General features: G+C 70.2%; 10 protein-coding genes, 4 tRNA genes and 1 pseudogene. 7 read left to right on the top strand and 8 right to left on the bottom strand.

Annotated elements, in window-relative coordinates; translation table 11 throughout:
* The first annotated feature begins 7 nt into the window (after window positions 1-7).
* Together ACWD2L_RS32675 and ACWD2L_RS32670 are read left to right on the top strand one after the other, a co-directional pair.
* Window positions 8-322 (top strand): hypothetical protein, encoded by a 315-nt coding sequence (locus tag ACWD2L_RS32675; protein WP_351336825.1) that lies wholly within the window; start codon window positions 8-10, stop codon window positions 320-322.
* Window positions 323-366: 44 nt separating this feature from the next.
* Entirely contained in the window at window positions 367-1,629 is a 1,263-nt protein-coding gene (locus ACWD2L_RS32670) for a competence protein CoiA family protein (protein WP_351336827.1), read from the top strand.
* A gap of 284 nt (window positions 1,630-1,913) precedes the next feature.
* Here ACWD2L_RS32670 and ACWD2L_RS32665 read toward each other — a convergent pair whose 3' ends face one another.
* Window positions 1,914-3,275, bottom strand: coding sequence for a DUF1254 domain-containing protein (locus ACWD2L_RS32665; RefSeq protein WP_351336830.1), 1,362 nt, complete (start codon window positions 3,273-3,275; stop codon window positions 1,914-1,916).
* Between the two features lie 218 nt (window positions 3,276-3,493).
* Here ACWD2L_RS32665 and ACWD2L_RS32660 point away from each other — a divergent pair, with 218 nt between their 5' ends.
* The gene (locus ACWD2L_RS32660) at window positions 3,494-4,171 is read left to right on the top strand and encodes a GAP family protein (RefSeq protein WP_351336833.1); all 678 of its coding nucleotides are present in this window, start codon (window positions 3,494-3,496) and stop codon (window positions 4,169-4,171) included.
* Window positions 4,172-4,463: 292 nt separating this feature from the next.
* Here the strand turns inward: ACWD2L_RS32660 and ACWD2L_RS32655 are convergent.
* The 6 genes and pseudogenes from ACWD2L_RS32655 to ACWD2L_RS32630 form a co-directional block, all read right to left on the bottom strand.
* Window positions 4,464-4,823 (bottom strand): annotated as a pseudogene (locus ACWD2L_RS32655) (NUDIX domain-containing protein); the annotation flags it as partial.
* A 168-nt stretch (window positions 4,824-4,991) separates the two neighbouring features.
* Window positions 4,992-5,064 (bottom strand) — tRNA-Lys (locus tag ACWD2L_RS32650).
* A gap of 86 nt (window positions 5,065-5,150) precedes the next feature.
* A complete protein-coding gene (locus ACWD2L_RS32645; protein ID WP_351336835.1) occupies window positions 5,151-6,647 on the bottom strand; it encodes an amino acid permease in 1,497 nt (498 codons plus the stop codon).
* A gap of 134 nt (window positions 6,648-6,781) precedes the next feature.
* On the bottom strand, window positions 6,782-9,046 hold the full coding sequence (locus ACWD2L_RS32640) for a DEAD/DEAH box helicase (RefSeq protein ID WP_351336837.1): 2,265 nt from the start codon (window positions 9,044-9,046) through the stop codon (window positions 6,782-6,784).
* Between the two features lie 245 nt (window positions 9,047-9,291).
* A complete protein-coding gene (locus ACWD2L_RS32635; RefSeq protein ID WP_351336840.1) occupies window positions 9,292-9,843 on the bottom strand; it encodes a hypothetical protein in 552 nt (183 codons plus the stop codon).
* 164 nt (window positions 9,844-10,007) lie between these two features.
* The gene (locus ACWD2L_RS32630) at window positions 10,008-10,358 is read right to left on the bottom strand and encodes a metallopeptidase family protein (protein WP_351336843.1); all 351 of its coding nucleotides are present in this window, start codon (window positions 10,356-10,358) and stop codon (window positions 10,008-10,010) included.
* A 58-nt stretch (window positions 10,359-10,416) separates the two neighbouring features.
* Here ACWD2L_RS32630 and ACWD2L_RS32625 point away from each other — a divergent pair, with 58 nt between their 5' ends.
* The 4 genes from ACWD2L_RS32625 to ACWD2L_RS32610 all read left to right on the top strand — a co-directional run bounded on the left by ACWD2L_RS32625 (window position 10,417) and on the right by ACWD2L_RS32610 (window position 12,369).
* The gene (locus tag ACWD2L_RS32625; protein WP_351336846.1) at window positions 10,417-12,006 is read left to right on the top strand and encodes a metallophosphoesterase family protein; all 1,590 of its coding nucleotides are present in this window, start codon (window positions 10,417-10,419) and stop codon (window positions 12,004-12,006) included.
* Between the two features lie 80 nt (window positions 12,007-12,086).
* Window positions 12,087-12,159, top strand: a tRNA-Glu gene (locus ACWD2L_RS32620).
* Between the two features lie 38 nt (window positions 12,160-12,197).
* Window positions 12,198-12,272 (top strand) — tRNA-Asp (locus ACWD2L_RS32615).
* Between the two features lie 23 nt (window positions 12,273-12,295).
* Window positions 12,296-12,369: transfer RNA gene (locus tag ACWD2L_RS32610), tRNA-Phe, on the top strand.
* A gap of 57 nt (window positions 12,370-12,426) precedes the next feature.
* Here the strand turns inward: ACWD2L_RS32610 and ACWD2L_RS32605 are convergent.
* Window positions 12,427-13,524 carry an ABC transporter permease gene (locus ACWD2L_RS32605; RefSeq protein ID WP_351336849.1) on the bottom strand — a complete coding sequence of 366 codons (1,098 nt, stop codon included), beginning with the start codon at window positions 13,522-13,524 and terminating at the stop codon, window positions 12,427-12,429.
* Window positions 13,525-13,634: the final 110 nt, after the last annotated feature.

Genomic DNA, 13,634 nt, shown 5'->3' with positions numbered 1-13,634 from the left:
TGTCCGGATGCGCCGGCCGGGCACTGGTTGCGCCCTGCCGAAGGGCTGGTTCACGCGCACTGTTCCATCGAACGTGATCGATGCCCGGGTGCGCGTGGAACCGTGGAAGGGAAACCCGCCCGGCGAGGGGCCGTGGTCGCACGACGAGGAAGCCGAAGTGGTCTTTCCCGCGGGAGAGTTGTGCGTCTACACGCTGGGCGAGACGCTCCCCACAGAAATCGCACTCGCCACCATGGTGGCCTGGGAGTTCGAGAATGACCTCGGCCCGGCGGCGGACCTCCGCCACCGGGCCTTCATGCTGTCCAGACCCATCTCTCCTTGATATGCGCCCTGTTGAATGTCAGTGGGCGTTCCTATCGTGGAGGAATGGCTAACGGCGTGTGGCACACCGGATATGGCATAGAGATCAACCTGTCGTTACCCGACCTCGGCTACCCGAACCGTCCCGATCTCCTGCGGGAGATCACGGCGAGCATTTCCGAACGAGACCCCCAGCTGCTCGAGTGCCTGGCCCACCACGACGGCCGGGAGTGCCTCGCGGAGACAGGCGGAAAGTCCCCGTGGATGTTCGTGCGCCGAGGTCGTGTCGGGGGTCGACGGCCACTGGTGGCCTCGCACCTGCCCATCACGCACAAGGCGACACCAACAGAAGGCGCGCAGCACAAGGCGACGAAGGAACGGGTCGTCGAGACCGCCGCGCGATACGGGCTGGGGGCCGAGTCCGAGGTTCCCGTGGCCAATCGACGCACCATCTCGGACGCCGTCGTCACGGGGCCTGGCGGCAAACAAATCGGCTGGGAAATCCAGTACCACCAACTCAGCCCCAGCACCGTGTTCCGGCGTTCCGCCAATGCCGTCGATCACGGCATCACACCTCTGTGGGTGGCGAAGGACAGGACAGCTGCTCTGATAGACCGCGCACCTTGGGCCCGTGTCGACGACATGCCGTGGAAGGACATAGCCGACGGCAAGGAGATGCTGATTCGAGGTGGATACCGCCACCTTGAGGTCTGGAAGTGCGTTCCGAGCAGTGAGCGGCACTGCCTCGTGAGCGATGGGGCAAGCCACTGTGGCGAGATTCATGCGGACTGGTTCGTGCCCGCGCTCTGCCTACCGGAGAGGAATCCCGTCCACATCGAGGACCTGGTTGTGCAGAGTGCCACAGGGGAGAGCGTCCCCGTCTACGTACCCAGCCGAGGAAACGGTCGCGCTGGACGGCACATGTGGGTCTCGGCGGGCGACTGTGCACGGTGGGAGGAACTGGTCGGCGAGAAGGAGCCGCTGCCCACTGCTCCGGTCCAAGAGGACGACGACGTGATCACGTTCGCCGAGCAGGAGATCGATCGCAGCTGTCACGCAGGGGAAGACGGGTGGTTCGTCAGCGACGCTCGCCCACTTCGCGATCTCGACCAGCCGACCGGTGGCATCACGCTCCCGCGCATGCCGGTGCGGCGCGCCCGTGGTGCGACGCGGATAACACCGGTGGAACGGGCCGCCGCCGCAGCCGCGCTGGGATGCCAGCCGTGGGAGCTGGGACCGTGTGCCGGATGTGGCCAGCTCATGCACCGGTACGGGCGGTACACCCCCATGTACTGCAGGGGCTGCCGCGCAGCCCTGAATGGCTGCTAAGGGCTGTCCCTAAAGATCTTTGAGTCGGCTGCAGCGCATGCGCCGGCTGCCCAGTCGTCATCGATGTCGGCTCCAAGGCACGTCTTCGGCCGATCCGTGTCGTCCAGCGGCGGACCCACCGGCCCGAGCCGGCCTGGCCGAGCGGAGCACTTGCGCCGGGTGAGCGCGTTTCGAAGCGGCGTCCGAGAGTTCGCCTGCTTGCGCCGGTAGACGGGCGGCGGCTCGCACATGCGCGTGCTCTGGTTCCCTCGGCCCGGGCCACGGGAGGGGAGGGCGGTGGAGGGTCAGCGGTCGACGCGGATGACGGCCGGGGGTGCGTAGCGGCCGGTGAGGATGTCGGGGGTGGGCAGGTACTGGCGCAGGATGAGGCGGAACAGGACGCCGGGCTCGGTGGTGGGGAGCCAGTTGGACTCCTTGTCCGGGCCGGGGTTCTCGCGCTGGAGGTACAGGGTGAGGGAGCCGTCGGGGCCGTAGGCGAGGTCCTTGGTGAGGCTGCCGAGGTGGTAGCGGCCGATCGGGTTCTCGACGAGGAAGCCCTGCGGGTTGAGGTACATGGTCACCGACCAGAAGGCGTCCACGGGCGGGAAGTCTTGGGGTCCGAAGCGCAGTTCGTAGCGGTGCTCGCCGGAGAGCGGGTCGCCGTCGCCGTCGAGGATGGCGCCGATGTAGTACGCCTCCTTCGCGCTGTTGGCGAGCAGGCCGATCTGGGCGATCTCCAGGCGGGAGAAGTAGTCGGTGCCCCAGTCGCCGATGGTGTCGACGTCGACCATCACCCAGCTGTTGCGGGACGGACCGGCGAACGGCATGTCCGCGTACAGGTCGCGCAGTCCGTCCGCGATGGCTCGCCGCAGGCCGTCGACGGCCGCGGGGTGCAGCCGGGAGGGATCGAAGGTGTGGTGCGGGGTGATGCCGATGCGGGCGAGCAGGCCGAGGACGCCGGCGTCGGCGGCCGGCGGCGGGCTCGCGCTCAGGCAGTCGGCGAGCATCCGGTAGAAGTCCAGCGGGTCGCCGCCCTCGCCCCGCCAGTCGCGGGCGGGCGGGTTGGCCGAGGGGTCGGGCTTGGGGGCGGCCGGGTCGGCGGGGCGCAGGGCGATCCGCTTCTGCAGGGCCACGGCGGCGGGGACGTCGTCGTCGAGGATCGTGACGCGGGCCAGGAGGCAGACCAGGGGGGTGGGGGCGGCGATGACCCGGGTGATGCCGTCGGGGACGGTGCCGCGCCAGCCGGGCCCGGCCAGCAGGTAGTCGCCGCCGGTGGTGTCGCCCATGCGCGTACCGACGTAGCCGAAGCTGTTGGTGTACATGTCCAGGAGCTGGACGGTGAAGTAGCGGTCGGTGACGGGCGGGACGGTGAGGATCACCGCGCCGCCGGTCAGGTCCACGAAGGTGCGCGAGTACGGGGCGTCGACGATCGGCGTGACGAAGTAGGTGTCCTTCGGCTCCGCGCGGCGCGGGGTGTGGTGGATCTCGTTGATCGCGCCGAGGTGCGTCGGAGCCGTGGTGTCGACGTGCCACTCCCACAGGCTGCGGTGCATCTCCAGGAGCGGGAAGCCGTAGCGGAAGGCCGCCATGCCGAGCCAGTACCCCTCGTCGGCCCGTGCCTTCTCGTGAGCTGCGGCGATCTGCTGCTTCAACGTCTGCGCGTCCATGCGGGCTCCGATCCGGTACACCAAGAGGAGGGCATAAGCCCTATAACGGTCATCGCGTTCCGGTGGGTCCGCAACCGCGCCTCGCGATCGTGCGGTGGCCGGGAGGGTGTCATCCGTTCGGCCCCGCCTCCGTTGCGGCCCCCTGAGCCGGCGGAAAGGCTCGGGCACACCGCCTTCCGTGGCGGGGGTGGAACGGGGCCGGTACGGAGGAGGCAGCGATGGGTGACGCCGTCGGACAGATGCTGGCGTCGGCGGTGGGCATCGCCATCAGCCCCCTTCCGCTGATCGCGGTGGTGCTGATGCTGGCCACTCCGCGCGGCAAGATCAACGGCACGGCGTTCACGCTGGGGTGGATGGTCACGCTCGGAGTGATCACCGCCGTGGTCGTTCTCGCCGGCTCGGGCGCCGGCGCCGACGACGCGGGTACACCCGCCGACTGGACGTACTGGCTCAAGCTCGCCCTCGGCGTGCTCTTCCTGCTCATGGGCGCCAAGCAGTGGAAGGACCGCCCCAGGGAGGGACAGGAGCACACGCTGCCGGGCTGGATGCGGGCGATCGACCGCTTCACCCCGGGCAAGGCGGCCGGCCTCGCGGCCTTGCTGTCCGGTGCCAACCCGAAGAACCTCGTCCTCGCGGTCGGCGGCGCTGCCTCCATCGCGAGCAGCCCGGCGAACAGCGGCGGCAAGGCCGTCGCCGGCGTCCTGTTCGTCCTGATCGGCTCGACCTGCGTCCTGCTGCCCCTGCTCGTGTACGTCTTCGGCGGCAGCCGGTCGGCCGCGGTGCTCGGCGGCTGGAAGACGTGGATGGGCGAGCACAACAGCGCGATCATGACGGTGGTCCTCACCGTGCTCGGAGCCAAGTACTTGGGAGACGCGATCAGCGGACTCGCCTCGTGAACCTCCCCCGCTCATGGCGCAGGCGAAAGCCAAGCCTCGGCAGGCCGGAGCCGACGCCCGCCGACGTCGGCTCCGGCCTGGGCACGGGCCTCTTCTCGATCCCGGAGGGCATGGCATACACGGCGATCGCCGGCTTCAACCCGGTCGCCGGCCTCCTTGCCGGTGTGGGCTTGGACCGGTCCACTCCGGAGCGTCCGGCAATCGAGACGACGCCGAGCAAGGTCTCGGCGCCGAATTCAGTACCTGGAGCGATCCCCTATTCCCCGCCAGGACACGGCCCTCTCGCTCACCGTCACTGGTGCCAGCCTTCGAGGGAAACTTCCGAACCGCCCTCGAGGTAGCGGTGCAGCGCACTGTCGGTCGTATCGACGAACTCCTCGGGGATGACGTCGGCATCGACCCACCGCACCTGCGCGTGCTTCCGCGGCTCCCGGTTCTCCGGTTCGCCGGACCACTCGTGCGCCGCGAACACGACGGTGAGGAATCCGTTCGGGGCCTCAACTCCCCACGCCCCGTGGATGACGTGGGCGACCTTCAGCGCCTCCGGCTTCACGACCAGGCCCGTCTCCTCATACAGCTCCCGCACCGCGGTCTGTGTGATCGGCTCTCCGCCACCGGGATGTGGGCCTCGGGGCAGCGCATCAGCGCCCTGTGGGCCATGGCGTCCCGCGGGCCGGAGAGCGTGGCTGCACGGCTCCCTGCCCCCAGCCGCCCCGTCCTCCCACACCGTGCGCCACAAACAAAACAGCGCCCGCGCCGACCGAAGCCGACCCGGGCGCTGCCCAGCAGGACGGAGGGGCCATCCCCTCCCCCGCACACGTAGACCCTGTGGGACTCGAACCCACAACCAATGGATTAAAAGTCCACTGCTCTGCCAATTGAGCTAAGGGTCCACACGCCGACCTGAGCCGACGCACCCCCGAGCATAGCCCGCCCGGACCGGGAGGCCGATCGGGTATCGGGTTCCCGGGGCCGCGCGTCAGCGCAGGAACCAGTGGCGGGCCGAGATGCCCCACCACGTGCCCGCGAATCCGAGGACCGCGAGGACGGCGATCGGGGCGTAGTTGAAGGTCTCCCAGGTGACCGGGGAGACCTGCGGCAGCATGAAGAGGATCGTGATGACGACGACCCAGGTCACCGCCACCACGCCCACGAACCCGGACCAGCGGCCCAGGTGCCACGGCCCCCGCTCGAACGCGTCGCCCTTGCGCAGCCGCAGGAACGTCGGGATGACGTACGCGATGTAGAGGCCGATGACGGCGATCGAGGTCACGGCCGCGTACGCGGTGACGTTGATCAGGTAGGGCAGGCCGAGGACGAGGGCGCCCGCCGCCGCGAGCCAGACCGCCGCGACCGGGGTGCGGGTGCGCGGGCTCACCGTGTGCCACACGCGGGAGAAGGGGAGCGCTCCGTCGCGCGAGAAGGCGTAGATCATGCGGGAGTTGGCCGTCACCGACGCCATCCCGCAGAACAGCTGGGCGCCGACGACCACCAGGAGCAGCAGCTTTCCGGTCGTCGCGCCCAACGCGTCGAGCAGGATCTGGGCCGGTGGTGCGCCCGTGGGCGAGTTGAGCGCGCCCTCGTACGACTGGATCGCGAAGGTGAAGCCGAGGAGGAGCACGAAGCCGGCGATCCAGGACGTCCAGATCGAGCGGACGATGCCCTTCGGGCCCGCCGTCGACGCGTCGTGCGTCTCCTCCGTCATGTGCGCCGACGCGTCGTAGCCGGTGAAGGTGTACTGCGCCATCAGCAGGCCGATCAGGACGACGTACACGCTGCTGCCCCAGCCCGTGTTGTTCACGAACTCGCCGAAGACGAAGGACGCCGACTGGTGGCTGTCCGGCACGAAGGCGAGCACGCCGACGATCAGCGCGACGCCCAGCACGTGCCACCACACGCTGACGCTGTTGAGGAAGGCGACGATGCGTACGCCGAAGGTGTTCAGCAGTCCGTGCAGCAGCAGGATGCCCGCGAAGAGGAGGATCGTGCGGCCCGGTGTCACCTCGAAGTCGAACTGGAGGTTCAGGTACGCGCCGAGGAAGGACGCCGCACCGAAGTCGATGCCGGCGGTCACGGCCACCTGCCCCAGCACGTTGAACCAGCCCGTGAACCACGCCCACGCCGCCGCGCTGCGCTCCGGCGCGAGCCGGTACGCCCAGAAGTACAGCCCCGCCGACGTCGGATACGCCGAGCAGATCTCGGCCATCGCCAGGCCGACGAAGAGGGTCATCAGGCCGACGCCGACCCAGCCCCAGGTGATGAGCACGGGGCCGCCCGTGTTCATGCCGAACAGGTACAGCGTCAGGCAGCCCGAGAGGACCGAGATGATCGTGAAGGAGACGGCGTAGTTCGAGAAGCCCGACATGCGGCGGGCGAGGACCTGCGTGTAGCCGAGCTGGGCGAGGCGCTCCTCGTCGGAGCCCGCGGCCACGGCCGGCTGCTCTCCGTCAGTGACTCTGCTGGCATCACTTGTCATGCCCCCAGCGATTCCCTCGCCGGAGGCGCCGCATGCGGGTGATCAAGGCCCAACTCCCGTGCCCGGAACAGCGAAAGGCCGCGGCCCCACCCCCGTAAGGGAGTGGGGCCGCGGCCCTGTCACGTCAAGAACGGTCAGCCGTTGCGCTTCCAGCGCGGCTTGTCGTCGCGGCGGCCGAAGGACGAGCCCGAGCCGGAACCCGCGCGGTCGTCACGGCGGCCGTAGGGGCGGTGGCCGCCGGTGGCCGGACGGTCGCCCTGGCGGTCGCGGTTGAACGGACGGTCGCTGCCCCGGTGGCCACCGGAGGGACGGTCGTCGCGGCGGAAGCCACCGCCACGGTTGTCGTCACGGCGCTCGAAGGAACGGCCGCCACGGTCGTCGCGGTTGAAGCCGCCCTTGTCGCCGCCACGGTCGTCACGGCGGAAGCCGCCACGGTCTCCGCCGCGGTCGCCGCCCCGGTCGTCACGACGCTCGAAAGAACGGCCACCACGGTCGCCACCGCGGTCTCCGTCACGACGGTCGTCGCGGCGGAAGCCACCCTTGTCGCCACCGGACGGACGGTCGTCGCGGCGGAAGCCACCGCCACGGTTGTCGTCACGACGCTCGAAAGAACGGCCACCACGGTCGTTGTCGCGACGCTCGAAGGAGCGGCCGCCGCGGTCGTTGTCCCGGCGGAAGCCACCCTTGTCACCGCCGCGGTCGTCACGGCGGAAGCCGCCCTTGTCGCCGCCACGGTCGTCGCGACGGAAGCCGCCCTTGTCGCCGCCACGGTTGTCACGACGCTCGAAGTTGCCCCGGTCGTCGCGGCGCTGACGCGGCTGGTCCGAGTACGAACGCTCACGCTCGGCGCGCTGCGCCTCCTCGGCGGCGGCAGCCGCCTTGGCGACCTGCTCGGCGGCAGCCTCCTGCGCGGCGGTGACCGCGGCGGCCACGCCCTCCTCGTCCTCGCCGCGGTCACGGGCGGCGCGGGCGGTGAGGCGGTCGGCCTGCTCACGCAGCTCGGCGGCGCGACGGGTGGCGCGCTCCAGCTGCTTCGTCAGGTCGGTGACCTCGCGCTCGGCCTGCTGCGCGGCGTTGCCCGCGGACTCGGCCTCGACCTCGGTCATGGACCGGGCGCCGGTGATCTCGGCGACCTCCGGGTCGAACGCGGCGCCGCCCTGGATGATGTGACGCCCGGCGTCGACGCCCGCGTCCTCCATGAGGCGGAAGATCTGGCGGCGCTGGTGCGGCAGCGACAGGGAGACGACCGTGCCGGTGCGGCCGGCACGCGCCGTGCGGCCCGCGCGGTGCAGGTAGTCCTTGTGGTCACCGGCCGGGTCCACGTTCAGGACCAGGTCGATGTCGTCGACGTGGATGCCGCGCGCGGCGACGTCGGTGGCGACGAGGGCGTTGACGTAGCCCTTCTTGAAGTCTTCGAGGACGCGGGTACGGGAGCCCTGCGTCATGCCGCCGTGCAGCGCGTCGGACTTCACACCGGCTTCGCGGAGCTGCTCGGCGATGCGGTCGGCGCCGAGCTGGGTGCGGACGAAGATGATCGTGCGGCCCTTGCGGGAGGCGATGGCCGCGGTGACCGGCGCCTTGTCCTTGGGCTTCACGACGAGGATGTGGTGCGACATCGTCGTGACGTTGCCCTGGGCGCTGTCGACCTCGTGCGAGACCGGGTCGCTCAGGTAGCGCTTGACCAGGGTCTTGATCTCGTTCTCCATGGTGGCGGAGAACAGCATCCGCTGGCCGCCGGCCGGGACCTGGTCGAGCAGCTCGGTGACCTCGGGCATGAAGCCCAGGTCGGACATCTGGTCGGCCTCGTCGAGGACGGCGACCTCGACGTTCGCCAGGGAGCAGGCGCCACGGTTGATGATGTCGCGCAGTCGGCCCGGGGTGGCGACGAGGATGTCGACGCCGCGCTCCAGGGCGTAGATCTGGTTGCCCATCGACGTACCGCCGCAGACGACCTTCATCTTCAGGCCGACCTGGTCGCCGTACGGCTGCAGCGCGTCCGCGACCTGCATCGCGAGCTCACGGGTCGGGGTGAGGATGACGGCGCGCGGCTTGTGCTTCTCGCTGCGGGCGCCGGCCAGGCGGGCCATCGTCGGCAGACCGAAGGAGAGGGTCTTGCCGGAGCCGGTGCGGCCTCGGCCGAGGATGTCCTTGCCGGCCAGGGCGTCCGGGATGGTCGCGGCCTGGATCGGGAACGGGGTGGTCACACCGTTCTGCGCGAGCTTGCGGACGACCGGCTCGGGGAGACCGAGGTCGGCGAAGGTGAGGGTGGGCTCGTCGTTCTCGATGATGTCGACCGCGTCGACATCCGTCTCGACGATGGTGTCGACGTCCGTCTCGACGGTGGTGTCGATGTCGTTCTCGACGGCCTGGTCGACAGTGTTCTCAGTGGAAATTGACATGCGAAATGCGAAACCTTCCGGAGTCTCGGCACGCGCCCGCAACTCCGTGTATTCGCAGTTCAGCAAATCGACCGCCTCAATGCGGTCCAGCCACGGCAAGGGAGAGTACGCGCCACGCGGCGCTCTCTTTAACGGCGCCGGGCAAATGGGATCAAACGATCTACCACCATACGCACCCCCCACCCCCGGAGGCAAACCCGCTCCCTGAGACGCCGATCACACGCCACCGGGGCCCGGGTTCCGGGTCAGGCAGGCGACCCGGCCTGCGGACGCGGTTCACTGGCCCGCTCCGACGCGGTCTCCTCGTGCGCCGACGACGAGGGCTCCGCGGTCGGCGGTGACGACGAGGGCGCGGGCGACGACTTCGTGGGCGAGGGAGTGCTCGTCGCGCTGGGCGGGCTCGGCCGCTGCGTGGGCCGATGCGACGCGCTGCGGGACGGCGAGGTGGGCGCGGAGGGCGGGACGGACGTCCTCGTGGGCTTCGGTGCCGCGGACGAGGGCGTGGCCGGGCCCTTGCCCCTGCCCTTGGACGAGGCCGGTCGCCCCGAGGGCACCTCCGCGGCCTTCTCGCCCCGCGCGCCCACGTCCGCCCCGCCGTCCGGGACCGCTGCTCCGCCACCGTCGGGCACGGCGCCGGAGCCGCGCTGCGGCGGGGAGTGGGTGGGCGCGCCGCCGCCGTCGGCGCCCACACTCATGCAGCCGGCGGCCGCGGCGACGGCCACCGTGGTGGCGGCCAACCGGCCCAGGCGGAGCACACTGAGCGACAGGGCGCGTTGCGATACGGACAGCTGGCGCACGGGCGGGCACCTCCGGTGCACGAGACGGGGTCACCAACGGGATCACCATGGGGGGGGTACCGTTCCCAACTCCTGTCCCCCGTACGAGGACACGCGCCGCGCCAGCACCGCACAAAGCCCCCACAATCAGCGCGGGGGCCTCACCCGTCACCCAGAACCTGGGCTCACCCGTATCCCAGCGCGTGCAGCCGCGCGTCGTCGATCCCGAAGTGGTGCGCGATCTCGTGCACCACGGTCACCTCGGTCTCCGCGATCACGTCCTCCGTCGATTCGCACATCCGCAGCGTCGGCCCCCGGTAGATCGTGATCCGGTCCGGCAGCACCCCCGCGTACCACTCACCCCGCTCGGTCAGCGGGGTCCCCTCGTAGAGCCCGAGCAGCCCGGGGTCCTCGGCGGGCGGCTCGTCCTCCACGAACACGGCCACGTTGTCCATGAGTCGGGTCAGCTCGGGCGGGATCCGGTCGAGCGCCTCGGCGACCAGTTCCTCGAACGTCTCGCGCGTCATCTCCAGCACACGGCCATTGTCCGGTACAACCCGCATATCCACCCGTGCACTTGGGCATACGGGAGCAATGGCCCGCTCGCCAGCCGCCGCCATACGTGGAGTCCGCCGCCGCACGCGGGGCGTTCGCGGAGCGCCCTCGGCCCTCCTGCGCCACTACCGCGGCCGGCACCCGCACCCGGTCATCGAGCTGGTCCACCCGCCGCATCCGTACGTACGCGCGCTGGGTCTCGTCGCCGTCGTACTGCTCGGTGCCTGGCTCGGCCTCCTGATCGTCGGCAGCGTGCGCACGCCGGTGGGGCCGATGGACACGAAGATGACGCTGCGCCCCTCCTTCGCGGGCGGTACGAAGATCAACGTGTCGCCGCTCGGCGCCCTGGAACTGCACTCGCACACGGCCCCCATCCGCCTCGACGTCGACGTGGACCGCCTCGACCCGGCCCGCGCCCAGGCCCTCGTCGACCACCCCGAGCGGTTCTCCGGGCTCCAGGACGAGGTGGCGCGGGACGTCGAGCACGGCACGGTCGACCTGGCCCTGCGCTCCTGTGTGGCGGTGGTCGCGGGCGCCACGACGCTCGGCCTCGTGGTCTACCGCCGCCCGCGCCGCGCCCTGGCCGCCGGCGGCTTGGCGCTCACCCTGCTCGCGGCCTCGGGCGGCACGGCGTACGCGACGTGGAACCCGGAGTCCGTCCTGGAGCCGAAGTTCTCGGGACTGCTCTCCTCGGCGCCCTCCGTGGTCGGCAGCGCCCGCTCGATCGTGACCGAATTCGACGCGTACCAAAAGGAGTTGGCCCTTCTCGTCACGAACGTCACCAAGCTCTACGACGCGACGTCCACGCTCCCCACGTACCAGCCGGACCCCTCGACGATCCGGGTCCTGCACGTGTCGGACATCCACCTCAACCCGGCGTCGTGGAAGATCATCGCCTCGCTCGTGGAGCAGTACAAGATCTCCGCGATCGTCGACACCGGCGACACCATGGACCACGGTTCGAAGGCGGAGAACGCGTTCCTGGACCCGATCAAGGACCTGAAGGTGCCCTACGTCTGGATCCGCGGCAACCACGACTCGAAGAACGCGACGCAGAAGTACCTCGCCGACCGGAAGCGCTTCAAGAACGTCCGCGTCCTCGACGACGGGAAGGCTGCGACGGTCGCGGGCCTGCGCTTCGCCGGTATGGGCGACCCGCAGTACACCCCGGACCGTGCGACGAAGGCGCAGGGCGATCCGGCCGAGCGTCTGTCGGGCATCCGGCTCGCGTCAGCGCTGCGCGACCAGCGGGCGGCGGGCACCCCGGTCGACATCGCGCTCGCCCATGAGCCGGCGGCGGCCCGTGAGGTGGACGGCGAGGTGCCGCTCGTCCTGGCGGGCCACATCCATCACCAGGAGATGGAGCTGCTCCCGCTCGGCACCCGGCTGCGCGTCGAGGGCTCGACCGGCGGCAGCGGCCTGCGCGCGATCGACAACAAGAACGGGCACCCCGATCCGGTGGAGGCGTCCGTCCTCTATCTGGACCGCACGAGCAAGCGTCTACAGGCCTGGGACGAGATCAGGCTCGGCGGTCTGGGCCTGACGAAGGCCGAGGTCAGCCGCCATCTGCCACAGGAGAACCAACCCGGGGCGACCCCCTCGCCGAGCCCCGGCGAGAGCTCCCCGTAAACCGTTTTGGCGATAGCTCCCTGCATCCCATATGCTTCTCACGTCCCCGACGCGCTGCAAAGCGCGCAGGCGGGCCGATAGCCCTCATCGTCTAGCGGCCTAGGACGCCGCCCTTTCAAGGCGGTAGCACGGGTTCGAATCCCGTTGGGGGCACGTAAGTCCGTGTGCAACACTGTTGCACGCAACAGCATGGTCCTGTGGAGCAGTTTGGAGTGCTCGCCACCCTGTCAAGGTGGAGGCCGCGGGTTCAAATCCCGTCAGGACCGCTGAAGTTCCTCGTGAACTTCGTGGCTGGGTAGCTCAGTTGGTACGAGCGATCGCCTGAAAAGCGATAGGTCGCCGGTTCGATCCCGGCCCCAGCCACAGGAACTAGGCCCCGTCTTCGGACGGGGCCTATTGCGTTTCCCGTGTCCTCACAGGTCAGACCGGTGCCGCGTGCAGCGGCCCCGTCCCCCGGCCGCCCGGGTGGCGATGGCGCCAGAACCAGAAGAGGGCGCAGGAGACCAGGGACCAGCCGACCAGCACCAGGATCGGGAAGACGTGCTGGTTGCCCTGGAAGTAGACCGCCGTGTGCTGGGCGTTGTACGAGGCCCCCGGTGGCAGCCACTGGCCGAGGCGGCCGATGACCGTGGGGAGCAGCGGGGGCGCGACCGCGCCGCCGGACGCCGGGTTGCCGAGCAGGACCAGCAGGCCCCAGGTCGGGATCATCGCCCAGCGGTGGAAGAACGTGTTGAACATCGTGAAGACCATGCCGCAGGTGAACATCGTCAGCGCGAGGATCAGCCAGGACTCGGCGAAGGGCAGGTCGACGGCGCCGAGCCCCCAGTCCGCGACCGCCGCCACCGCAAACCCGCCGAGCAGCGCGTAGGCGATCGTGAAGGCGATCCGCTCGGCCGGGTTGAGTCCGCGCGCGTGCACGCTGAGCTGGATCGCGCCGACGAAGCCGATGATCACCGCGGCGAGCGTGATGTAGAAGATCGTGAGGCCGCGCGGGTCGCCGCCCTGCAACGGGTTCACGTCCTTCACCGTCACCGGGATGCCGGTCGCCTTGCCGACCGGGGGCGCCGCCTCGGCGAAGACCTGGGCGACGGTGACCCCGGAGGCGCCGGAGACGTCGAGGTGGACGCGCGAGCCGCCGCCCCGTACGTCGAGGACCGCGTAGATCTTCTGGGCGTCGAGTGCGTCGCGGGCCGCTGTCCGGGAGGCGTAGGGCTTCAGGTCCAGCTGTGCGTCGAGCGCCTTCTCCATCGCGCCGAGGAAGCGCTGGCCCTTGGCCTGGTCGTACGCGCCGGTGACCCCGGTCGGGATGTTGTGCGGGGTCGGGTTCGCCATGGAGTACGTGTACGAGCCGGCGAACAGGGCGGCCGCCGCGGACAGGATGAGGACGAGTACGCATGCCGGGAAGAACGGCGAGCCCTTGAACCCGGTCCAGCGCTCGGACCCGCTCAGCGGTCGCCCGTGCTCGCCGTGCGGCGGGTGTACCTTCTCCGGTTCCGGCCCTTCGGGCAAGTGCGACATATCCGCACGTTAAGCCACGCGTCGGCGCTCTACATCCGGACGCGGCCCGCGGCAGCCCCGGCGCACCGGCCGCAAAACCGGTCGCCGCGCATTTCCCCGAGGTGAGATCC

The sequence above is a fragment of the Streptomyces sp. NPDC002754 genome, assembly GCF_053592315.1.
Note: the sequence above shows the minus strand (reverse complement) of the source record. Positions and strands in the feature narration are given on the sequence as shown.